This window comes from Neoroseomonas oryzicola, assembly GCF_012163135.1.
GTDB lineage: Bacteria > Pseudomonadota > Alphaproteobacteria > Acetobacterales > Acetobacteraceae > Neoroseomonas > Neoroseomonas oryzicola.
In genome coordinates this window covers 46,046-67,717 of the sequence record NZ_JAAVUP010000005.1, presented here as the reverse complement: position 1 = coordinate 67,717, position 21,672 = coordinate 46,046, and the positions used below count along the sequence as shown (strand labels likewise).

Below are 21,672 nucleotides of genomic sequence, written 5' to 3'. Positions count from 1 at the left end.
CCGCCACGATGCCTCAGCCGATCCTTCTCGCCTTCGGAGTCTCCGCGCGCATGCGCGGCCGGCTCGAGGCGCTCTACGAGGTCCACGGACCCGTCGGCGGCGTGCGGCCGGAAACCGTCCCGCCCGAGGCGCGCCACGCCCGCGCGCTGATCACCATCGGCGGCCACCGCACCGATGCGGCGCTGATGGATGCGCTGCCCGATCTCGGCCTGATCGCCTGCTACGGCACGGGGTATGAGGGCGTGGACCTCGCCGCGGCGAAGGCGCGGGGCATCCAGGTGACGCATGCGAAGGATGCGAATGCGACGAGCGTGGCGGAATTCGCCATGGGCCTCGTCATCGCCGCTTCGCGCGACATGACCAAGGGCGAGCGGATGCTGCGCGCCGGGGAATGGCCGAACCGCAAGGCGGAGCGCATGCCGCTGGTGCCGGGCCTGGCCGGGCAGCGGATGGGCATCTACGGCCTCGGCGCCATCGGCATGCGCGTCGCGACGCGGGCCGCCGCCTTCGAGATGGAGGTCGGCTACCACGGACGGTCCCCGCGGGAGGGCATCGCCTACGGTTACCACCCGACGCTGCGCGGCCTCGCCGAATGGTGCGACGTGCTGGTGGTCGCGGTGCGCGCGACGGCGGCGAACCGCCATGCCGTCGACCGCGAGGTGCTCGCGGCGCTCGGTAAGCACGGCGTGCTGGTGAACGTCGCGCGCGGGCTGGTGGTGGACGAAGCGGCGCTGACCGAGGCGCTGGAACACGGGGTGATCGCGGCCGCGGGCCTCGACGTCTTCGAGCACGAACCGCATGTGCCCGAACGCCTGCGCGCCCTGCCGAACGCGGTGCTGACGCCGCACATGGCGGCCTTCACGCTTTCGGCGCAGCGGGCGCAGGCGCAGGTCATGCTCGACGCGCTTGAAGACTTCTTCGCGGGGCGGGCGCCGGCGAACCTGGTGGCCGAGATGGCCTGACGCCCGTGGGGGGGCTACCGCACCACCGCCACCCGCAGCGCATTCGTCGTCCCCGGCGTGCCGAAGGGCACGCCTGCGGTGACCACCACCTCGTCGCCGTTCTTGGCGAAGCCTTCGTGCTGCGCGGCCCGCACGGCGCGGGCGACCATCTCGGTCATGGAGTGGATCTCGTTCACCTCGAGCGGGTGCACGCCCCAGACCACCGCCATGCGCCGCGCGGTCTGGCCGCTCGCGGTCAGGCCGAGGATCGGGCAGTTCGGCCGCTCCCGCGCCACACGCAGCGTCGTCGACCCGGTGGAGGAGAAGGTCGCGATGACCTCCGCATCGATCGTCTCGGCCACCTGGCGGGCGGCGGTGGAGATCGCGCCCGCGCTCGTCTTCTCGGGCGGGGGCCGGGAGGCGTCGGTGATGCGCCGCCAATCCGGGTCCTGCTCCACGCGGGCGACGATGCGGTCCATCATGTTGACCGCTTCGTAAGGATACTGGCCCGCGGCCGTCTCGGCCGAGAGCATCACCGCATCCGCCCCGTCGAAGACCGCCGTGCCGACGTCGCTGACCTCGGCCCGCGTGGGGGAGGGCGCGGTGATCATCGATTCCAACATCTGCGTCGCGACGACGACCGGCTTGCCGAGCGCGCGTGCCGCGCGGACGATGCGCTTCTGCACCAGCGGCACTTCCTCGGGCGGCAATTCGACGCCGAGGTCGCCGCGCGCCACCATCACGCAATCGGTCAGTTCCAGGATGGCGTCGAGGTTCTCGACCGCCTGCGGCTTCTCCATCTTCACCATCACCCAGGCGCGGCCATCGGCGATGCGCTTGGTCTCGGCGACGTCCTCGGCGCGCTGCACGAAGGACAGGCCGATGTATTCGATGCCGAGCGGAAGGACGAAGTCGAGATCGGCGCGGTCTTTCTCGGTCAGGGCGGGGATCGGCAGGATCACGTCCGGCACGTTGACGCCCTTGCGGTCGGACAGCGGGCCGCCGACGACCACTTCGGTCTCGAGGTGGTCGGGGCGCGCGCGGACGACGCGCAGCCGCAGCTTGCCGTCGTCGAGCAGCAGAGTCGTGCCGATCTGCGCCGCCTGGATGATCTCGGTGTGCGGCAGGTTCACCCGGCGCACGTCGCCGGGCGTCGGATTGAGGTCGAGCCGGAAGGGCTGACCGGTCTGCAGTTGCACCCGCCCGGCCTGGAACTTCCCGACCCGGAGCTTCGGGCCCTGCACGTCGGCGAGGATGCCGATCGGGCGGCCGACGCGGCGCTCGACCTCCCGGATCGTGGCGATGCGGGCGGCGTGGTCCTCGTGGCTGCCATGGGAAAAGTTAAGCCGGAACACGTCGGCGCCGGCGCGATGCAGTCGCTCGATCACCTCGAGGCTGGAGGAGGCCGGTCCGAGGGTCGCGATGATCTTGGTCCGCCGGCGGCGGCGCAACACCGGCCGGGGGGCCATGCGGACGGCCGGGGCATCGGCGCGCGGCGCCGGCGGGGCGGTGAGGTCCGGGCGGATGGCGGTCGGCGCGACGCCGAGGATCCGGGCCACGTCCACCACCCGGTCGTCCGGCACCCGCTTCCATTGCGACACGGCGGCGGTCGAGATGCCGAGCTCGGTCGCGATCCGGGTGATGGCGCCGCGGCGGGCGAAGAGGTCTTCGAGGGCTGGGTCTCGCATGCCAATTTCTTAGCATGAGTAAGCCAGGCGGCGAATGACAAATCCGATTCTTAATTTAAGTAAGATCGCGCGCCCTTACGCGCCCTTATCCCTCAGGCCACCAGGATCGCCCGGAAGTCGTTTACGTTCGTCAGGGTCGGACCGGTCGTCACCAGGTCGCCGAGCGCGGAGAACAGCCGGTGGCTGTCATGGCCCGACAGCAGCGCCCGGGGGTCGAGACCCGCCGCGCGCGCCCGCGCGAGCGTGTCCGGCGCGGCGATCGCGCCCGCATTTTCTTCCGACCCGTCGATGCCGTCGGTGTCGCCCATCAGCGCCCAGACGCCCGCTGCGCCCGCGAGGCCCAGCGTGCAGCCCAGCAGGCATTCGCCGTTGCGGCCGCCGCGTCCGGGCGTCTCGGCGCGGATCGTCACGGTGGTCTCGCCGCCCGACAGCAGCACGCAAGGGGCGGGCAGGGGATGGCCGTGGGTGCGCGCCGACAGCGCGATGCCGGCGAGGACGGTGCCGACTTCGCGCGCCTCGCCTTCCAGCGCGTCGCCGAGGATCAACGGCGCCAACCCCAGGGTGCGCGCGGCCGCCGCGGCAGCCTCGAGCGCCATCTGCGGCGTCGCGATGAAGCGGTAGTCCGGCGTGCCGAGGCGCGGGTCGCCGGGCTTCGGGCTTTCCTCCGCCCCCGCCGCGAGATGCGCCGTCACCGCCGCCGGCAGCGCCATGCGGTAATGCGCGACGAGGGCGCGTGCCTCGGCGAAAGTGGAGGGATCCGGCACGGTCGGCCCCGAGGCGATCACCGTCGGGTCGTCCCCCGGCACGTCCGAGATCGCGAGCGTGACCACCCGCGCCGGATGCGCTGCCGCCGCGAGCCGTCCGCCCGAGAAGGCCGAGAGATGCCGCCGGATGCAGTTCATCTCGTGGATCGTGGCACCGGAGGCGAGCAGCGCCTTGTTCACTGCGATGAGGTCCGGCAGCGACAGCCCCGGCGCCGGCAGCGTCGTCAGCGATGACCCGCCGCCCGAGACGAGGAACAGCACCAGGTCCTGCGGCCCCGCCGCGGCGGCGAGGTCGAGCATCCGTTGCGCCGCGCGCGCGCCGGCCTCGTCCGGCACGGGGTGGGAGGCTTCGGCGACCTCGATGCGCGTGGTGGCATGGCCATGGCCGTAGCGCGTGACCACCAGGCCCGAGAGATCCGCATCGGGCCAGGCCGCTTCGACGGCCGCCGCCATCACCGCCGCCGACTTCCCCGCGCCGAGGACCAGCACGCGACCCGACGGCCTTTCCGGCAGGTGACGCGCGAGCACGACGCGCGGATCGGCCGCCGCGACGGCGGCGTCGAAGAGGCGGCGGAGCGCGGCCCGTGCCGCGGCGTCGTCGAAGGCCATGTGGATAACTTCTCCCCTGCCGCCAGTATGGCGAAGGCGGCGCGGATGGGCCATCTAGGTCGGCAGGACGAGGAGACCCGCACCATGGCCGTTCCCGAAATGGACGACGCGACGCGCACCGAGCTCGAGGCCGCGGCCTTTCGCCGCCTGGTCCAGCATCTGCGCGAGCGGACCGACGTGCAGAACATCGACATGATGAACCTGGCCGGCTTCTGCAGGAATTGCCTGTCGCGCTGGTATCGCGAGGCGGCCGAGGCGCAGGGCATCGGCCTTGCCGACCCGGATGCGCGCGAGATCGTCTACGGCATGCCCTACAAGGAATGGCAGGCGAAGTACCAGACCGAGGCGAGCGCCGAGCAGAAGGCGAAGTTCGCCAAGGCCAATCCCGGGCATTGAGGGGAACGATTGATGGCGAAGAAGCCCAGGGCTAAACCCGCGTCCCTTCAGACGACAGGTAGGTCTATGTCTCAGGCTGCGACGAAGGACGACACCGAGGTCGGCGGCATTGCCGCGGACCGGCTGCGCTCGATCATCGAGCGGGTGGAGCGCCTCGAGGAGGAGAAGAAGGCGCTCTCCTCCGACATCAAGGACATCATGGCGGAAGCGAAGTCCGCCGGCTTCGACGTGAAGGTGATCCGCCAGATCATCCGCATCCGCAAGCAGGAGCCGGCCGAGGTGGAGGAGCAGGAGACGCTGCTCGACCTGTACCGGCGCGCGCTGGGGATGTGAGAGCGCCGTCCGTGACCGCATAGGATCGAGCGGGAAGCCGATTGGGTGTTCCGCGCCCGAGCCCCGTGCGGCACGGCATCCGACCAACGAACTGGTCGACGGCAACGAGCGCAGCCAGCCCAGATGCGGCCGGCCTTGGCCGCGCATGCAGGATGTCCGAACGATTGGGGATCGTGAGCGAGCCCGGATCGTTGCCCCGTGCGCGCGTATGAAGCCGCCGATCCGGATCGTTATCCGTCTCGATCCCGGCCGCACGTCGCGCCAGCTTGTCGCAGGACTGACGCGTGCGTTGATCATCACCGCGAAGCCGATTGAGCCCGCCAGCCCCAGCGCGTGACCGAAACCTCGATGACGCAGCGGGCTGATCGCGTCGGCCCTCGCGCCCCGTGAACCGGATCTTGCCGACGCAAGGCCAGGTTGCGGGCGGCGAGGGGGGCCGTCGCCCGACTATCCGTTCGTCCGCCGCGCCAGCGCCAGCAACCGCGGTTCGGCGGCCCGCTGCGCGGCCTTCTCGATCGCCCTGTAGTCGGCCACGAGGTTCCGCCCCGCATCCGTCAGCATGGCCCCGCCGCCGCGATAACCGCCGGTGCTGGCCTCGACGGCCGAGGTGCCGAGGATCTTGTTCAGGGCATCGACCAGGTCCCAGGCGCGGCGGTAGCTCATCCCGAGTGCCCGTCCCGCTGCGGAGATCGATCCTTCGCGGTCGATGGCCTCGAGCAACGCGATCTTGCCCGGGCCTATGCGTCCTGCGGGCAGGTCGATCCGCAGGCTGAGGACGCCCTGGCCGGGGCGGCTGTCCTGGTCCCGCGGCTTCATGCCGACGCCCCCCGTCTGTGCCACGTGGAAGGCTGCGATGGCGAGGCCCTCCGCGCCGGGCCGCCCTGGGGCGCGCCCTCTCGGCGCATGGCCGCCGGGCGACGGCCGATGATCGCGTAGGTCATCTCAGTCTTCCTCACGCGGGGCGTCCTGCGCCGCGGCGCCGACCACGCGGTGGTCGAAGGTGACCGCCTTGACCAGCGCCCACAGCGCCATGCCCTGCGCCAGACCCAGCCGAGCGACGCTGTCGCGCGTGATGCGCGCCAGGATGTCGCTGGGGCCGACCGCGACGCGGACGAAGGCCTCGGCGGTGCCGGGCACCGGGGTGATCTCCGCGAGCGTCCCGCGCAGGATGTTGCGGGTGGAGATGCCGTGCGGCTCGAGCGTTGCCACCGCGACGTCACGCGCCCGCACGCGAACCCGCAACCGCGTGCCGGGCGGGCCGGGGTGCAGCGTCGTCGCCAGCGTGCCGCCGGGGAAGTCGAGCGTCGTCAGCCCTTCCTCCGACGCCCGCGCGACCTGGCAGTCCAGCAGCACGCCGGCGTCGCGCCGCGCCGCGAGCGGCAGGTCGGTGCGCGCGGCGAGCGCGGCGACCGGACCAGCCGCGACGACGCGCCCGGCCTCGAGCAGCACCAGGTGGTCGGCGAGTGCATCCACCTCGTCCAGCGCATGGGTGACGTAGAGGATCGGCATCCCCGCCGCGTCGCGCAGCCGCGCGAGGAACGGAAGAACCTCGGCCCGCCGCGCCGCGTCGAGCGCGGCGAGCGGTTCGTCCATCAGCAGGATGCGCGGGCGCGCGAGCAAGGCGCGACCGAGGGCGACGCGCTGCCGCTCCCCGCCCGACAGCCCTGAAGGGCGGCGATCGAGCAGGTGTCCGATGCCGAGCAGCGCGACCACTTCCTCGAAGCCCGGCCCCGCCGCGTCGCGGGGGGCGCGGCGCTGTCCGTAGCGCAGGTTGGTCTCGACGCTGAGATGCGGAAAAAGCCGCGCATCCTGGAACACCACGCCGCAGCGGCGTCGTTCGGGCGGGACGAAGACTCCGCGCGACGTGTCCAGCACGACGGCGCCGCCGATCTCGACGCGGCCAGCGCGCGGGCGCAGCAGGCCGGCGACGGCGGCGAGGATGGTGCTCTTGCCGCAGCCGGACGGACCGAACAGCGCGGTCACGCCGCGATCCGGCACGTCGAAGGCGGCATCGAGCGTGAAGCCGCCTGGACCGAAATCGTGGCGCAGCGCGATGCCGGGCATCAGCCGCGCCCCAGCAGAAGGTGCATCCGCCGCGCGATCACCTCGGCCAGCAACAGCCCGCCCATCGCGAGGACGAAGGAGACGCCCGCGAGCCGCGCCGCCACCGCCTCGCCGCCCGGCGTTTGCGTCGCGCTGTAGATGGCGAGCGGCAGGGTCTGCGTCTCGCCGGGGATGTTGGAGACGAAGGTGATGACCGCGCCGAACTCGCCGAGCCCTGCGGCGAAGGCGGTGACCGCGCCGGCGAGGATGCCCGGCGACATCAGCGGCAGCGTCACCGTCAGGAAGCGGTCGACCGGTCCCGCGCCGAGCGTGCGCGCCGCCGCCTCCAGCCCCGGATCCACATGCTCGAGCCCGAGGCGCACCGAGCGCACGATCAGCGGGAAGGACATCACCGCGGTGGCGAGTGCCGCGCCTTCGGTGGTGAAGACCAGGCGGATGCCGAACCAGTCGTTCAGCGGCCCGCCGATCGGGCCGCGCACGCCGAACAGCATCAGAAGCCCCCAGCCGACGACGACCGGCGGCACGACCAGCGGCAGGTGGACGAGCGCATCCAGCAGCATCCGCCCCGGAAAGCGCCCACGCGCGAGCAGCCAGGCGATGCCGATCGCCGGCACGAGGGAGACGATGACGGAGCGGGAGGCGACCTCGAGGCTGAGACGGACCGCCTGCCACTCCTCCGCGGTGAGGCCGAGGATCACTGCGCCATGCGGAAGCCGAAGCGCTCCCAGGTCGGTCGTGCCTCAGGCCCCGTCAGGAAGGCGAGGAAGGCGCGCGCCTGGGCGTTGCCCTCTGCCCGGCGCAGCAGCGCGAAGGGATAGGTGATGGGGGTGTGGCTCTCGGCGGGGAAGGTGCCGGCGACGCGCACGCCCTGGCTCGCCGCGGCGTCGGTCGCGTAGACGATGCCGAAGGGGGCCTCCCCACGCTCCACCAGCAGCAGCGCGGCGCGGACATTGTCGGCGCGGGCGAGGCGCGGGCCGATCGCGTCCCACTGACCCATCCAGGTCAGCGCCGCCTGCGCGTAGCGGCCGACCGGCACATGCGCCGGATCGCCGGTCGCGATGCGTCCGTTCGGCCCGAGCAGCGCGGCGAGGTCCGTGCCGCGCGCGAGCGCGACGTCGCGCGCATCGCCCTTCGCGCTGACCAGCACCAGCGCATTGCCGATCGGGCTGACGCGCGTCGCGTTCACGACCAGGTTCCGCTGCTGGACGTAGTCCATCCAGGGTTCGTCGGCGGACATGAAGAGGTCGGCCGGCGCGCCTTGTTCGATCTGTCGCGCGAGGGCCGACGAGGCGGCGAAGGAGAAGCGCGGGGCCGGATTGCCGCGCGCGGCCCAATCCTGGCCGAGGGCGCGCAGCGCATCCGTCAGGCTCGCCGCGGCGAAGACGGTCAGGCCTCCCTGGGCGCGCGCGCGCGGCGCGGCGGCGAGGCTGGTGGCGGCAAGCGCCGCGAGGACGAGACGACGGAACATCGCGGAACTCCCGGTCGCGTTGTATCCATCCGGAAATAGCCGAACGTTGCTGCGCCGTCCATGCCGCCATCCGGCCGGTGAACCCTGGCTTGGTTGTTCCTGGCGGGACATAACGAATCCGGGCGGCGGATGGCGGGGCCGCGGGATTCCTCGGGACGCTCAGGCCCCCCTCGGGCAGGGGACGCGGGCGGAGGGGGGTGCCGGGCCCCCCCCCTCCGACCAGGTGGGGGGGGGGGGGCGCGTCGCGCAGACGCCCCGCCGGTCGGCCTCGCCAGCGAGGCATGGACGCGCGGCCCTGGTGAAGGCCCACGCTCCGTGTCGGGGCCGGCCCGGTCAGCCCTGCCCGGGCGCTGACCGCGCGCGCGGCAGCCGGCGCGCCATGCCGCCCACCGGCCACCGGGACGCGTCTGTCACCCCGCCAGCCGTGCCCCCGGCGACCCGGCCTGAGCGGCGCGCAGGATCGCCGCCGTGTCCAGCCCATAGGCGCCGTAGAGCTCGGCGATGCTGCCGCTCTGGCCGAAGCGGTCGACGCCGAGCGCCTTGGTGCGATGGCCCTCGACGCTGCCCAGCCAGGCGAGCGCCGTGGGGTGCGCGTCCGTCACGGTCACCAGGCAGCAATGCCGGGGCAGGGCGCGCAGCAGGCCTTCGACATGGCTGGGCGTGGGGTCGTCCCCTTCCATGCGCGCCGCTTCCGCCGTCCGCCACCCGGAGAACAGCCGGTCGGCGGAGGTCACGGCGAGCACGGCGACGTCGCGTCGGTGCTCGGCGAGCAGCCCCGCCGCGGCGATCGCCTCGGGTGCCACCGCGCCGGCATAGACGATCGCCACCGCGCAGTTCGGCCCGGGCGCGCGCATCCAGTAGCCACCCTGCACGATGTCCTCGGCCAGGGTCGGCGTCATCGTCCGCCGCGGCTGCTCCAGCGCGCGGGTGGACAGACGCAGATAGACCGAACCGCCCTCCGCGCCCGGTGCCTGCACATGGTCGAGCGACCAGCCGAGGATCGCCGCGAGCTCGTCCACGAAGGCCGGTTCGAAGGAGGACAGGCCCGGCTGCGCCATGCCGATCAGCGGCGTGTTGATCGACTGGTGCGCGCCGCCTTCCGGCGCGAGCGTGATGCCCGAGGGCGTGCCGGCCAGGATGAAGCGCGCATCCTGGTAGCAGGCGTAGTTCATGGCATCGAGGCCGCGGCAGACGAAGGGATCGTACAGCGTGCCGACCGGGATCAGCCGCTCGCCGAACAGGCTGTCCGACAGGCCGAGGGCCGACAGCATGAGGAACAGGTTCATCTCGGCGATGCCGAGTTCCATGTGCTGCCCTGCCGGCCCGGCATCCCAGCGGAAGGCCGAGGGGATCTTCTCGTCGCGGAACAGGTCGCGGCGCGGATCGCGCGCGAAGAGGCCACGCCGCCCGACCCAGCCGCCCAGGTTCGTCGAGACCGTCACGTCCGGGCTGGTCGTGACGATGCGGTCGGCGATCGGCGCATCGCTCTTCGCCAGGGCGTGCAGCAGCTGCCCGAAGCCCGCCTGGGTCGAGACCGCGCCCTTCGGCTCGGGGGCGATGATCTCGGGCACCGGCAGAGCCGGCGCGGCGAAGCGACGCGGGCCGCCGGCATTGAAGCGCACGCCGTCGAGGAAGCGTCGCAGTTCCGCCGCATCGATGCGCAGACCCTCGGCGATGTCCCACTCATGGCCGGGCCGGATGCCCATGGTGGCGCGCCAGGCTTCCATCTGCTGCGGGTTGAGCAGCCCGGCATGGTTGTCCTTGTGGCCCGCCAGCGGCAGGCCCATGCCTTTGATGGTGTAGGCGAGGAAGCAGACCGGGCGGTCGTGGTCGATGCCGCGGAAGGCATCGAGCAGCATGCCGAGGTCATGCCCGCCGAGATTGGTCATCAGCGCCGCGAGCTCGGCGTCGCTGCGCCGTGCGAGCAGCGCGGAAACATCGCCCTGGTCGCCCAGATCGTCCTCGAGCCGCCGGCGCCAGGCGGCGCCGCCACGGAAGGTCAGCGCGGAGTAGAGCGCGTTGGGGCAGGCATCGATCCAGGCGCGCAGCGCCTCGCCGCCGGGCTCGGCGAAGGCGGCCTGCTGCAGCCTTCCGTACTTCAGGACGACCACGTCCCAGCCCATGGTGGCGAAGGTGCCGAGGATCTTGTCGTTCACGCCCTCGCCGATGACGGCGTCGAGGCTCTGGCGGTTGTAGTCGATCACCCACCAGGTGTTGCGCAGCCCGTGGCGGGAGCCTTCGAGCAGCGCCTCGTAGATGTTGCCCTCGTCCATCTCGGCGTCGCCGACCAGGGCGATCATGCGGCCTTCGGGACGCGCGCCGCCCCAGCCATGCAGCCGCACGTAGTCCTGCACGAGGCTCGCGAAGATCGTCTGCGCCGCTCCGAGGCCGACCGAGCCGGTGGAGAAATCCACGTCGTCTGCGTCCTTGGTGCGTGACGGGTAGGACTGCGCGCCGCCCAGCGCGCGGAAGCGTTCGAGCTGCGCGCGGGTCTGGTTGCCGAGCAGGTACTGGATGGCGTGGAACACCGGCGAGGCGTGCGGCTTCACCGCGACCCGGTCCTCCGGCCGCAGCACGCCGCAGTAGAGCGCCGTCATGATGCTCGCCATGGAGGCCGAGGAGGCCTGGTGGCCGCCGACCTTCAGCCCGTCCTCGTTGGGCCTGACGTGGTTGGCGTGGTGGATCATCCAGGCGGATAACCAGAGCACCTTGCGCTCGACCTCGGCCAGCATCCGCGTGTCCTGGCCGGCGATGCCGGCGTGGCTGGTGGTGTCGAGCATCGTTTCCTCGTGTCCTGACGCGGTCAGGCTAGGCGATGCGATCCGCCACGGGCTTGCAAAGTTGCCGGGATGTGCAGAAGATTCGGAATTCCTGTTCGGAGAAGCGTCATCTCACGGAAGAATCCTTCGACGGAACTCGACCCGCTGAGCATCCGCCTGATCGAGCTGATGCAGAAGGACAGCGATATCGGCCTGGCCGAACTTGCCGAGGCCGCCGGCGCCACGCCCTCTTCCTGCTGGCGGCGGCTGGACGAACTGCGCAAGACCGGCGTGATCCAGCGCTCGGTCGCCGTGATCGATCCCGCCGCGCTCGGCCTCACGGTGAACGTCTTCGTGCAGGTCACGCTCGAGAAGCAGAACGAGGCCGCGCTGCGCGCCTTCCAGAACCGCATCGCCCGGCGGCCGGAGGTGATGGAGTGCTACCTGATGAGCGGCGACGCGGACTACCTGCTGCGGGTCGTCGTCGAGGATCTGGCGCAATACCACCGCTTCGTCGTGGACCACCTCACGACGATCCCCGGCGTGGCGAACCTGCGGTCGTCCTTCGCCCTCGACCAGGTGAAGTACACGACGGCGCTGCCGACGGAGCACCTCGGGGCCAGCCGCCCCGCAGCCAGGACGGCACCGCGGAAGAAGGCGGGCCCGGGTGGGAAGGGCGCGAAGGCCTAGCGCCGCGCCCGGGCCTGGCGGGGCGCGGCGGCGGCCTGGCCCTCGAAGGGCAGGGCCTCGAGCAGGAAGGCCGTCATGCGCTCGATCTCGACCTTGAGCTCCTGCGCGGCGACGTCTCCCGCACCGCGGCGCAGGGCGGCGAGCATCTGGTCGTGCCGGTGCGCCGCCGCCGGCGGACGGCCCATCAGGATCCACCGGGCGTCCCAGAACAGGGGACCGCGCCGGAGCCACAGCGCCTCGATCATGCTGAACAGCATCGGCGCCCCCGCCTGGCGATAGAGCCCGAAGAGGAACTCGCGGTCCTTCTGCAGGAAGACCTCGGGCTTGCCGGCGGCGCGCGCGGCATCGTGCTCGGCGACCACCGTCGCGAGCGCATCGAGCGTGCGCGCATCCAAACGCGTCGCGGCGAGGCGGATGGCAAGCGGCTCGAGCTCGGCGCGGATCGCGCTGACTTCCTGGAAGGCGGCGCGGGTCAGCCGCGGGACCAGGACCGTGCCGGACGGCAGCGCGTCCACGGCCTGTTCGGTGGCCAGCCGGCGCAGCGCGGTCCGGGCGGGCATCGGGCTGGTGCCCAGCGCCTCGGCCACGCGACGGATCGACAGCTTCGCGCCGGGGCTGAAGACGCCTTCCATCAGCGCCTGCCTGAGCCTCAGATAGGCCCGTTCCTCGAGCGGCAGGTCGCCGGCGTCGATGTCGGGGATGTAGGGCGTGATTGTCATGGGTCGGTGTTTGTGATCACACTTGAGTTCTGAACGGTATGCCACACCATGGCGCCCGCCCTGAAGTGGTTTCGCCGTAGCCCATACCGGAGTGTCCGCTGATGCCCAACCGGCCGAATTCCGTCCCTCCAGCCGCCGCGGTCGCGCCATGAGCGCCGCGCTGGACGCCCGCCGGAACAGCCTCGACCTGCCTGGCGCGGTCGCGGCCGCCCGCGCCGCCTATGCCGCGAAGCGGCCGCGCAGCGCCGAACTGCACGACAAGGCGCTCGAGGTCCTCGGCGGCGGCAACACCCGCACCGTCATCGCCTATGGCCCGTTCCCCACCGCGATGACGCGGGGCGAGGAATGCCGGCTGTGGGACATGGACGGCCACGAGTATCTCGACCTCTGCGGCGAATACACCGCCGGGCTGTTCGGCCATTCCGAACCGCGCATCCATGCCGTGCTGCACGATGTCCTGCGGCGCGGCATCAACTTCGCCTCGGTCGGGCCGGGCGAGGAGCAGCTCGCGCGGCTGCTCGTCGGCCGCTTCCCCTCCCTGGAACGGGTGCGCTTCACCAACAGCGGCACCGAGGCGAACCTGATGGCGCTGACCGCGGCGCGGGCCTTCACCGGCCGGTCGAAGGTCATGGCCTTCCGCGGCGGCTATCATGGCGGCGTGCTGACCTTCCCCTTCGCGGGCGTCAGCCTCGCCACGCTGCCGATGCCCTTCGTCCTCGCGGACTACAACGACATCGCGAGCGCCACCGCCGTCGCGCGGGAACATGCGGCGGACCTCGCCGCCATCGTCGTCGAGCCGATGCAGGGGTCCGGCGGCTGCATTCCGGGGTCCGCGGACTTCCTCGCCGCGCTGCGCGCCCTTGCCACCGAGACCGGCGCGCTGCTGATCTTCGACGAGGTGATGACCAGCCGCCATTCGGCCGGCGGGATGCAGGCGCGGCTCGGCATCACGCCGGACATGACGACGCTCGGCAAGTACATCGCGGGCGGCATGTCCTTCGGCGCCTTCGGCGGGCGGGCCGACATTATGGCCCAGTTCGGCGGCAAGCTGGCCCATGCCGGCACCTTCAACAACAACGTCCTGTCGATGAACGCCGGCGTCGTCGCCATGGGCGAGATCTTCACCGCCGAGGTCGCCGAGGCGCTGTACCGGCGCGGCGAGGCGCTGCGCGCGCGGCTGAACGGGCTGGTCGCCGCGGCCGCGGTGCCGATGTCCTTCACCGGCATCGGTTCCATGGTGAACGTGCATTTCCGCACGCCGGCGCCCGACCGGCCCTATGCTCAGGGGCAGGGCGAGGAGCAGCTGCGCGAGCTGTTCTTCTTCGACATGCTGGAGGCCGGGATCTACCTTGCCCGGCGTGGCATGGTCGCGCTGAGCCTGCCGGTGGGCGAGGCGGAACTCGACCGCTTCGCGTCCGCCGTGGCCGCCTTCATCGACAATCGCGCGGAGCAGCTCCGCGCCCGGGGGATCATCGGGTGATGCGCAACGCGATCTTTGCCTGCCTCGCGGCGGGCCTGCTGAGTTTCGCCGCGCCAGCGAGCGCAGGGCCGACGCTGGACGCAGTGCGTCAGAACGGAGCCGTGCGCTGCGGCGTCCCGACCGGCGTCGCGGGCATGGCCCGTCCTGACTCGCAAGGCCGCTGGGTCGGCCTGCACGCGGACATCTGCCGAGCGATCGCAGCGGCAGCCCTGGGCGATGCCGAGAAGGTCCGTTTCGTGCCCCTCACGGCCCAGAGCCGCTTCACCGCCCTGCAGAGCGGCGAGGTCGACGTGCTCGTCTACCTCACGGCTCTGACGCTCTCGCGCGATGCGACCCTGGGGCTCAGCATCGTGGCGCCGCCCTATTTCTACACCGGCCAGGGCTTCCTGGTGCGCCGCAGCCTCAACGTCACGCGCGCGACGGAACTCGATGGCGCGACGGTCTGCGCCACGCAGGGCAGCGTCATCGAGCGCAACCTCAACGACTTCGCGCAGCGGTCCAACATCCGGCTGACGACGATCGCCTTCGACACCCAGCCGAGCGTCATCGCCGCCTTCTTCGCCGGGCGCTGCGACGCCATCAGCAACGACATGATCAGCCTCAGCGCCAACCGGCTCGCGGCGCCCGACCCGAATGCGGTGATGCTGCTGCCGGAGCTGATCGCGAAGGAGCCCCATGGCGCGATGGTGCGCAACGGCGACGCGGAATGGGGGCTGCTGGTGCGCTGGACCATCTCCGCCCTGATCCAGGCGGAGGAATTCGGCCTGACGCGCGAGAATGTCGAGGCGACCCGCGCCAGCACCACCGACCCGCAGGTCCGCCGCTTCCTCGGGCTGAACGAGAATGTCGGCGCCGGGCTCGGGCTGCGCGACGACTGGGCCTTCCAGGTGGTCCGCCAGGTGGGCGACTACGGCACGCTGTATGAGCGCCATGCGGGCAGCCAGGGGCTTGGGCTCGATCGCGGCTTGAATCGTCTCTGGACCCAGGGTGGGATGATGATGAGCTGGCTCTGGTGACAGGGGCCGGCGGCGTTCCCGGGAAGACGGAAAGGAAGCATCCATGGACAGCCTGCAGACCACGCCGCCCGACCTGCTCGAGGCCCAGCGCCGCCAGGCGCGCATCGATCTCGCCGCCGCGCACCGGCTCGCCGTCCTGGATGACTTTCACGAGGCGGTCGACAACCACTTCACGCTGCTGGTGCCTGGCCGCCCCCGGCGCTTCTACCTGAACGAGTTCGGCCTCCATTGGAACGAGGTCACGGCAAGCAACCTGATGGAAGTCTCCTTCGATGGCGAGATCATCGAAGGCAAGGGGCCGGCCGACCGCAGCGCCATCTGCATCCACGCGCCGATCCATGAGGCGACCGGCGCGGCCTGCGTGCTGCATACGCACATGCCCTATTCGACGGCGCTGTCGCAGCTCGAGGACATGACCGTCGAGATGACGGGGCAGGGCGCGCTGCAGTTCAACGGCCGCATCGCGTATGACTATGACTACAACGGCTTCGCCCATGAACATGCCGAGGGCGAGCGGATGGCGGCGCTGATGGGCGACAAGGTCATCCTGATGATGGCGAACCACGGCGTCGTCGTGATCGGCGACACCGTCGCGCAGGCCTATCGGCGCCTGTATTTCCTCGAGCGCGCCTGCCGCACGCAGCTCTTCTCGATGTGGACCGGCCAGCGCCGGCGATTCGTGAAGGAGGAGGTGCTGGAGAAGATGCGCGCGCAGGCGGCGTGGAAGGATCCTGCCCTGACCATGAGCGCCTCGGACTACCATTTCGCCGCCATGAAGCGGATGCTCGACCGGACGCAGCCGGATTACGCGCAGTAGCGTCCCGCGGGCGCGGTCAGCACGCCACGACGTTGACCGCGAGCCCGCCGAGCGACGTCTCCTTGTACTTGCGCGACATGTCGCGGCCGGTCTGTTCCATGGTCGCGACCGCCTGGTCGAGGCTGACGCGATGTGTCCCGTCGCCGTGCAGCGCCAGGCGGCAGGCGTTGATCGCCTTCACCGCGGCGATGGCGTTCCGCTCGATGCAGGGAACCTGCACCAGGCCGCCGACAGGATCGCAGGTGAGGCCGAGATTGTGCTCGAGGCCGATCTCGGCGGCGTTCTCCACCTGCGCATTGGTCCCGCCCATCGCCGCGGCGAGGCCGCCGGCCGCCATGGCGCAGGCCGATCCCACCTCGCCCTGGCAGCCCATCTCGGCGCCGGAGATCGAGGCGTTGCGCTTGATGATCGCCCCGATCGCCGCCGCGGTGAGCAGGAAGGTCTCGATGCCCGCCGGCGAGGCGCCGGTCACGAAGCGATCGTAGTAGTGCAACACGGCGGGGATGATGCCCGCGGCGCCGTTGGTCGGCGCGGTCACGACGCGCCCGCCGGCCGCGTTCTCCTCGTTGACCGACAGCGCCCAGAGGTTGACCCAGTCCATCGCGCCGAGCAGGTCCGGATCGTTCGCGCCGCTCAGCGCTTCCAGGCGACGGAGCAGGGCTGGGGCGCGGCGGCGCACGCGCAGGCCGCCCGGCAGTTCGCCCTCGGCGACGAGGCCGCGCGCCACGCAGGCGCGCATCGCGGCCCAGATGCGCGCGAGGCCGGCCGAGAGGTCGCGGCCCGGATGGACGGCCTGCTCGTTCCGCCGCATGAGCTCCGCGATCGTCAGCCCGGCCTCATCCGCGCGCTGCAGGAGCTCCGCGCCGTCGTGGAACGGGAAGGGCGGCACCGCGTGACCAGCGGCGGGGGCGTCGAGTGGCGCGCCGTCCCCGTCCACGACGAAGCCGCCGCCGACCGAGTAGTAGGTCCGCTCGACCGTCCCGCCGGGGCCGCTCGCGGAGAACGAAAGCCCGTTGGTGTGCAGGGGCAGGGATTCGCGTGGGTGGAAGACGATGTCCGCGGCGAGGGAGAAGGGGACCTCGTTGCCGGCGGCGAGACGCAGGCGCTGACGTCGCTGCGTCGCGGAGACGATCGCCGCGGCGTCGTCCGGATCGAGCTCGTCGGGGCGTGCGCCGGTCAGGCCGAGCAGCACGGCGGTATCGGTCGCATGGCCGCGGCCGGTCAGCGCGAGAGAGCCGTAGAGATGCGCCGTGACGCGCGCGATGTCCGGCGGCAGCAGGGCGGCGAAATGCGCTGCCGCGACCATCGGGCCGACCGTGTGGGAACTCGACGGTCCCAGGCCGATGCGGAACAGGTCGAGCGGACCGATCCAGATGGCGCCGGCGGCGTCTTCGCGCATGCGTGCTTCGCTTCTGTTCTTCGTCGCCGAGTATCGTCGCGGATCGGGATGGAGGCGAGACAAATGCTCGACCGGGCAGGACCGGCGAGGCCCCGAAGCCGGCCGGCACGGCAGGCCGGGCGGGGCCCCGCATCGCGTTGCGCTGGTGCCGCACGGCCGGCACGGTGCATGGTCTCCCATCCACGGCCGCAGGATCCACGACGCGCGCCGTCGCATTCGCCGGTGTCGTTCGCATGCAAGGCCATGGCCTGACACGCCTGATCCGCTGGGGGCTGATCCTGTTCGAGCCCGAATTGCGCGCCTGGGAAGGTCGCCTCCCGCTGGCGCGCGTGTTCTGGATCTACGGCGTGCTGACGAGCATCGCGATCGGCCTTCTCTACATGCTGGCGGCCGAGGCCGGGCGACGGAGCCTGCAGCAGGCGCTGCTCGTCGTCCTCCTCGCCTATACGGGCTGGATCGTGGTTGCCGTCTGGCGCTGCGCGGAGGCGGCGCCGCCGACGCTGCGCATGGTCGCGCGGAGCCTGACCGTGGCCTGGGCGCTCAACATCATCCTGGTCACGGGGTTCCTGCAGCTCGACCTGATCGCGGCCTATCTCGTGCCGTAGCGCCGTTGCGCCCGGGGCCTGGTTCCTGCGGTAAATCGAGTTTCATTGATATTTGAATGCGGAAATCGTGCTATTCAGTGCGGCCATGGACATCGAACTGGTCCGCACCTTCCTCGCCATCGTCTCCGCCGGCAGCTTCATCCGCGCCTCGGAACGCCTGAATGTCAGCCAGACGACGGTCAGCGCCCGCATCCGCACGCTGGAGGATCAGCTCCGCCGCCGCCTCTTCGTCCGCAACAAGTCCGGCGCCAGCCTGACGCCGGCGGGCGAGCAGTTCCTTCGCCACGCGCCGGCGATGGTGCAGCTGTGGGAACGCGCGCGGCACGAGGTCGCGGTGCCGGCCGGCCGGCGCGCCGTGCTTGGCATCGGCGCGGAGCACAGCCTGTGGGACCCGCTGCTGCTGCGCTGGCTGCTGTGGATGCGCCGCGCGCAGCCGGACGTCGCGCTGCGCGCCCATGTCGGCCTCCCCGAGACCGTGGTCGACCAGGTCGCCGGCGGCATCATCGACATCGGCGTGGCCTATGCGCCCCGTCATCGGCCCGGCCTCAGGATCGAGCTGCTGATGGAGGAGCGGCTCGTCATGGTCCGCAGCACGGGCGGCAGCGGCCGCGACGACTACGTGCAGGTCGACTGGGGGCCGGAACTCGCGCTGCACTACGCCGCGGCGGGGGGCGGCCAGCGCGAGCCGAGCCTGGTGGTGGATCTCGGCCCGCTTGGCCTGGGCTACCTGCTCGAGGCCGGAGGCACCGGATACTTCCGCCTCGGCGCCGTGCGGCCGTATCTCGAAGCCGGGCGCCTCGCACTGGTGCCGGAGACGCCGGAATTCTTCTATCCGGCCTATGCCGTGTTCAGCGAGACCAGCGCCGATCCCGCGCTGATCGAGGCGGCGCTCGACGGCCTGCGCCGCATCGCGCGGGATCAGCCCGGCGTCGCTGCCGCGGGGCGGGGCACGCGCCGCCATCGTGCGGAAGATCCGCACTGAACCAGCAGGAACTCGCATTTGTCGCGCCTCGGGCGGGGGGCCAGGATCGCCTGCGCGGTGATGACGGAGGCGCATGGGCTGACGATGCCGGAGGATGCGAGGCTGGCCGAGCTGATGGCGGCGATGGCGCGGCGACGCGAACCCCACGCGCTGGCGACGGTGGTCGAGACGCGCGGGTCCACTTCCGCCCATCCTGGCGACCGGGCGCTGATCGACGCGGCCGGTACGGTGCTGCTCGGCTGGGTCGGCGGCGGCTGCGCCGAAGGGGCGGTCCGGCGGGCGGCGCTGGATGGCCTCGGGGATGGCCGTCCACGCATGATCGACCTCGACCTCGATGACGAGGTGCTCGGCGTCGGGATGCCCTGCGGCGGCACGATGCGCGTCTTCGTGGCCCCCATCGTCCCACACGCGACGCTTTGGATCGTCGGGCATGGCCGGATCGCGGAAAGCCTCTGCCGGATCGGCGTGGAACTCGGCTTCCGCGTCGTCGTGAGCGACGTGCCGGCGCCGGAGCCGGACCGCTTTCCGGGCGCCGACGAGATCATCGGCGACGACTACGACTTCGCGCGGCTGCAGCCCGCGCGCGACGACAGCGTGGTGATCGCGACGCAGCACAAGGGCGACCACCTGTCCGCCGTGCGCGCGCTGCGATCGCCCGCCGGCCATGTCGCGATCATCGCCAGCCGCAAGCGCGCGGCACTGATGCGGGACTTCCTGCGCGACGAGGGCTTCGGTCCTGCAACGCTCGCACGTCTGCGCGCCCCGGCGGGGCTGGACCTCGGGGCGCGGTCGCCGGCCGAGATCGCGCTTTCGGTTCTCGCCGAGATCGTGATGCGGCGACGCGGCGGCACCGGCACGCCGCGCGATGCCGGCCTCGCCGAACCGCCCGCGCTGGCGGAGGTGACGCCATGACGTCACGCCTGCCATCGCCCCACCGGAGGAGGATCCGAACGTGGATATCATCTGCGCCTCCCCGCCCTGCTTCATGCATGAGCTGGATCCCGCCTGGCTGGGCGCCCCCGGATGGAAGGAGGTGAGAGCCTGGCGCCGGGCCGAGCGCGTGCGGCTGATCGCCTGCCGCGCCGCGGTGCCGCAGGCCGAGCGCCGGCAGCGCGATCGCCTCATCACCGCGCATCTGCGCGCCGCGGTGCCGGACTTCGCCGGCCGGCACATCGGTTTCTACTGGCCCTTCAAGGGCGAATACGACGTCCGGCCGCTCGTCCGCGCCCTGCACCGGGAGGGCGCGCGCCTGGCCCTGCCGGTGGTGGTGAAGCGCGCGGCGCCGATGGAGTTCCGCCCGTGGCGTCCCGGCGCCCGCATGGTGCCGGGCATCTGGAACATCCCAATCCCCGCCGAGGGCGATCCGGTGCTGCCCGATACGCTGCTGGTGCCGCTGGTCGGCTTCGATGCGCGGGGCTACCGGCTGGGTCATGGCGGGGGCTACTACGACCGGACTCTCGCGGCGATGCCGCGCCGGTCGCGTGCCATCGGCATCGGCTTCGAGGGTCTGCGCCTCGCCACCATCCATCCGCAGCCGCACGACATCCCCATGGACCTCATCGTGACGGAGGCCGGCGCGCTGGAGCCCAGGGCATGACGCCGGAAGACCGTGCGGCGCTGGGGGAGGCACTGCTCGGCTCCGTCGCGGATGCCGTCGTCTATTGCGGTCGCGACGGCTCCATCGCCCTCTGGAGCCCGGGCGCGGAGCGCATCTTCGGCTTCACCGAGGCCGAGGCGCTGGGCCGCTCGCTCGACATCATCATTCCGGAGGCCCAGCGCGCGCGGCACTGGCAGGGCTTCGACAAGGTGATGGCGACCGGACATTCGCGCTACGGCGCGGGCGACGTGATGGCCGTGCCGGCGCTGCATCGCGACGGGCATCGCATCTCGGTGGAGTTCACGATCGTGCCAATGCGCGACGCCGGTGGCGCCATGGTCGGGATGGCGGCGGTTCTGCGGGACGTGACCGCGCGCTTCGAGGAATTGCGCGCGCTCAGGCGCCGCCTGGCCGTCACGGAGGGCGCCCGCTAGCCGCGGAAGGGCTATCGCCCGAGGAAGGCCGGCGCGCGCTTCTCCACGAAGGCCGCGACGCCTTCCTGCGCGTCATGGGTCGACGCGATGCGGGCGAAGGCCGCTTCCTCGATGGCGAGCCCGTCGTCGATCGAGGCATCCATGCCCCGGTGCACCGCGGACAAGGCGGCCGCCAGGGTAAGCGGCGGCTTGGCCGCAAGCGTCCTCGCGAGGCCGAGCGCCGCCGGCAGCACTTCGTTCGCGGGCAGGACACGGTTCACCAGGCCGAGCCGCGCGGCCTCCGCTGCATCGAACACCCGGCCGGTGAGGATCAATTCGAGCGCCGCCTTGCGGCCGACATTGCGCGGCAGGCGCTGCGTGCCGCCGAAGGTCGGGATGATGCCGATATTCACCTCGGCCTTGGCGAAGGTGGCGTCCTCCGCGGCAAGGGCGATGTGCGTGGACTCGACCAGTTCGCAGCCACCGCCGAAGGCGAGGCCGTTCACGGCCGCGATGACGGGCTTGGGGAAACTCTCGACGCGGCGTGTCATGCGATGGCCGGGGCGCATGAAGTGGGCGATGGCCTCGGCCGGCCCGGCCTGCATGTGCTGCTGGAATGCCTTGATGTCGGCCCCTGCGCTGAAGGCGCGGCCGGCGCCCGTGATGACGACCGCGCGCGTCGCTGCGTCGAACTCGATCCGGTCCAGCGCATCCTGGATCGCGGCGAGGAGGTCGTTGCCGAGCGCATTGAGCCGGGCGGGCCGGTTGAGCGTCAGCAGGGCGACCCCGTCAGCGAAATCCAGCAGCAGGGGCTCGGGCATGGTCGGTCCTTGTTCCGCGACGCGCAGGCCACAGACTGCGGCCTGGCGCGCGACGGGGAAACCGAGATCTGCTCAAGGTCGAAGAGCGCCGCTTGTCGAGGCCGCCGCGCC

22 protein-coding genes are annotated in these 21,672 nt (G+C 71.7%); 12 read left to right on the top strand and 10 right to left on the bottom strand.

Translation table 11 applies throughout. From position 1 onward, the window contains the following. Positions 1-8 precede the first annotated feature (8 nt). Positions 9-962, top strand: coding sequence for a 2-hydroxyacid dehydrogenase (locus GWK15_RS17535; RefSeq protein WP_168042662.1), 954 nt, complete (start codon positions 9-11; stop codon positions 960-962). Positions 963-976: 14 nt separating this feature from the next. Here the strand turns inward: GWK15_RS17535 and pyk are convergent, their stop codons facing one another. Further along, the gene (pyk, locus tag GWK15_RS17530) at positions 977-2,410 is read right to left on the bottom strand and encodes a pyruvate kinase (protein ID WP_168042773.1); all 1,434 of its coding nucleotides are present in this window, start codon (positions 2,408-2,410) and stop codon (positions 977-979) included. 311 nt (positions 2,411-2,721) lie between these two features. Next, positions 2,722-4,002, bottom strand: coding sequence for a glycerate kinase type-2 family protein (locus GWK15_RS17525; protein ID WP_168042661.1), 1,281 nt, complete (start codon positions 4,000-4,002; stop codon positions 2,722-2,724). A gap of 84 nt (positions 4,003-4,086) precedes the next feature. On the opposite strand from GWK15_RS17525, the gene GWK15_RS17520 reads away from it, so the two are divergent. After that, a complete protein-coding gene (locus tag GWK15_RS17520) occupies positions 4,087-4,398 on the top strand; it encodes a DUF1244 domain-containing protein (protein WP_168042660.1) in 312 nt (103 codons plus the stop codon). 66 nt (positions 4,399-4,464) lie between these two features. After that, positions 4,465-4,731, top strand: coding sequence for a DUF2312 domain-containing protein (locus tag GWK15_RS17515; protein ID WP_168042659.1), 267 nt, complete (start codon positions 4,465-4,467; stop codon positions 4,729-4,731). 447 nt (positions 4,732-5,178) lie between these two features. Here the strand turns inward: GWK15_RS17515 and GWK15_RS17510 are convergent, their stop codons facing one another. From GWK15_RS17510 to GWK15_RS17490, 5 genes are all read right to left on the bottom strand, one after another. Then, entirely contained in the window at positions 5,179-5,547 is a 369-nt protein-coding gene (locus tag GWK15_RS17510) for a winged helix-turn-helix domain-containing protein (RefSeq protein WP_168042658.1), read from the bottom strand. Positions 5,548-5,673: 126 nt separating this feature from the next. Continuing rightward, entirely contained in the window at positions 5,674-6,795 is a 1,122-nt protein-coding gene (gene modC, locus GWK15_RS17505) for a molybdenum ABC transporter ATP-binding protein (RefSeq protein WP_168042657.1), read from the bottom strand. Continuing rightward, positions 6,795-7,493, bottom strand: a complete 699-nt coding sequence (gene modB / locus GWK15_RS17500; RefSeq protein WP_456306868.1) for a molybdate ABC transporter permease subunit — start codon at positions 7,491-7,493, stop codon at positions 6,795-6,797. Before modB ends, modC begins: the two co-directional genes overlap by 1 nt. Further along, positions 7,490-8,263: a molybdate ABC transporter substrate-binding protein gene (gene modA, locus GWK15_RS17495; protein WP_168042656.1), complete on the bottom strand. Its 774-nt coding sequence runs from the start codon at positions 8,261-8,263 to the stop codon at positions 7,490-7,492. The genes modB and modA overlap by 4 nt, the downstream gene beginning before the upstream one ends. Before the next feature lie 410 nt (positions 8,264-8,673). After that, positions 8,674-11,043 (bottom strand): transketolase-like TK C-terminal-containing protein, encoded by a 2,370-nt coding sequence (locus tag GWK15_RS17490; protein ID WP_245211728.1) that lies wholly within the window; start codon positions 11,041-11,043, stop codon positions 8,674-8,676. Between the two features lie 69 nt (positions 11,044-11,112). On the opposite strand from GWK15_RS17490, the gene GWK15_RS17485 reads away from it, so the two are divergent. Further along, entirely contained in the window at positions 11,113-11,712 is a 600-nt protein-coding gene (locus GWK15_RS17485; RefSeq protein WP_168042655.1) for an Lrp/AsnC family transcriptional regulator, read from the top strand. On the opposite strand, the gene GWK15_RS17480 is transcribed toward GWK15_RS17485, so the two are convergent. Then, positions 11,709-12,431, bottom strand: a complete 723-nt coding sequence (locus GWK15_RS17480; protein WP_168042654.1) for a GntR family transcriptional regulator — start codon at positions 12,429-12,431, stop codon at positions 11,709-11,711. The genes GWK15_RS17485 and GWK15_RS17480 overlap by 4 nt on opposite strands. A 148-nt stretch (positions 12,432-12,579) precedes the next feature. Here GWK15_RS17480 and GWK15_RS17475 point away from each other — a divergent pair, with 148 nt between their 5' ends. Genes GWK15_RS17475 through GWK15_RS17465 form a run of 3 tightly spaced genes read left to right on the top strand, consistent with a single transcriptional unit; the run spans position 12,580 to position 15,744 of the window. Then, positions 12,580-13,911, top strand: coding sequence for an aspartate aminotransferase family protein (locus GWK15_RS17475; protein WP_168042653.1), 1,332 nt, complete (start codon positions 12,580-12,582; stop codon positions 13,909-13,911). After that, a complete protein-coding gene (locus GWK15_RS17470) occupies positions 13,911-14,927 on the top strand; it encodes an amino acid ABC transporter substrate-binding protein (protein WP_168042652.1) in 1,017 nt (338 codons plus the stop codon). The genes GWK15_RS17475 and GWK15_RS17470 overlap by 1 nt, the downstream gene beginning before the upstream one ends. Before the next feature lie 43 nt (positions 14,928-14,970). Beyond that, on the top strand, positions 14,971-15,744 hold the full coding sequence (locus GWK15_RS17465) for a class II aldolase/adducin family protein (RefSeq protein WP_168042651.1): 774 nt from the start codon (positions 14,971-14,973) through the stop codon (positions 15,742-15,744). A gap of 16 nt (positions 15,745-15,760) precedes the next feature. Here GWK15_RS17465 and GWK15_RS17460 read toward each other — a convergent pair whose 3' ends face one another. Next, positions 15,761-17,143, bottom strand: coding sequence for an L-serine ammonia-lyase (locus GWK15_RS17460; RefSeq protein ID WP_168042650.1), 1,383 nt, complete (start codon positions 17,141-17,143; stop codon positions 15,761-15,763). Positions 17,144-17,376: 233 nt separating this feature from the next. Between GWK15_RS17460 and GWK15_RS17455 the strand changes: the two genes are divergently transcribed. The 5 genes from GWK15_RS17455 to GWK15_RS17435 all read left to right on the top strand — a co-directional run bounded on the left by GWK15_RS17455 (position 17,377) and on the right by GWK15_RS17435 (position 20,761). Further along, on the top strand, positions 17,377-17,748 hold the full coding sequence (locus GWK15_RS17455; protein ID WP_168042649.1) for a hypothetical protein: 372 nt from the start codon (positions 17,377-17,379) through the stop codon (positions 17,746-17,748). Positions 17,749-17,833: 85 nt separating this feature from the next. Further along, positions 17,834-18,730, top strand: a complete 897-nt coding sequence (locus GWK15_RS17450) for a LysR family transcriptional regulator (protein ID WP_168042648.1) — start codon at positions 17,834-17,836, stop codon at positions 18,728-18,730. Positions 18,731-18,790: 60 nt separating this feature from the next. Beyond that, complete coding sequence (locus tag GWK15_RS17445) at positions 18,791-19,642, top strand: XdhC family protein (RefSeq protein WP_209442275.1); 852 nt, start codon at positions 18,791-18,793, stop codon at positions 19,640-19,642. Between the two features lie 40 nt (positions 19,643-19,682). Next, complete coding sequence (locus GWK15_RS17440) at positions 19,683-20,327, top strand: 5-formyltetrahydrofolate cyclo-ligase (protein ID WP_338147278.1); 645 nt, start codon at positions 19,683-19,685, stop codon at positions 20,325-20,327. Further along, positions 20,324-20,761, top strand: a complete 438-nt coding sequence (locus GWK15_RS17435; protein WP_168042647.1) for a PAS domain-containing protein — start codon at positions 20,324-20,326, stop codon at positions 20,759-20,761. The genes GWK15_RS17440 and GWK15_RS17435 overlap by 4 nt, the downstream gene beginning before the upstream one ends. An 11-nt stretch (positions 20,762-20,772) precedes the next feature. Here GWK15_RS17435 and GWK15_RS17430 read toward each other — a convergent pair whose 3' ends face one another. Beyond that, complete coding sequence (locus GWK15_RS17430) at positions 20,773-21,561, bottom strand: enoyl-CoA hydratase-related protein (protein WP_168042646.1); 789 nt, start codon at positions 21,559-21,561, stop codon at positions 20,773-20,775. Positions 21,562-21,672 lie beyond the last annotated feature (111 nt).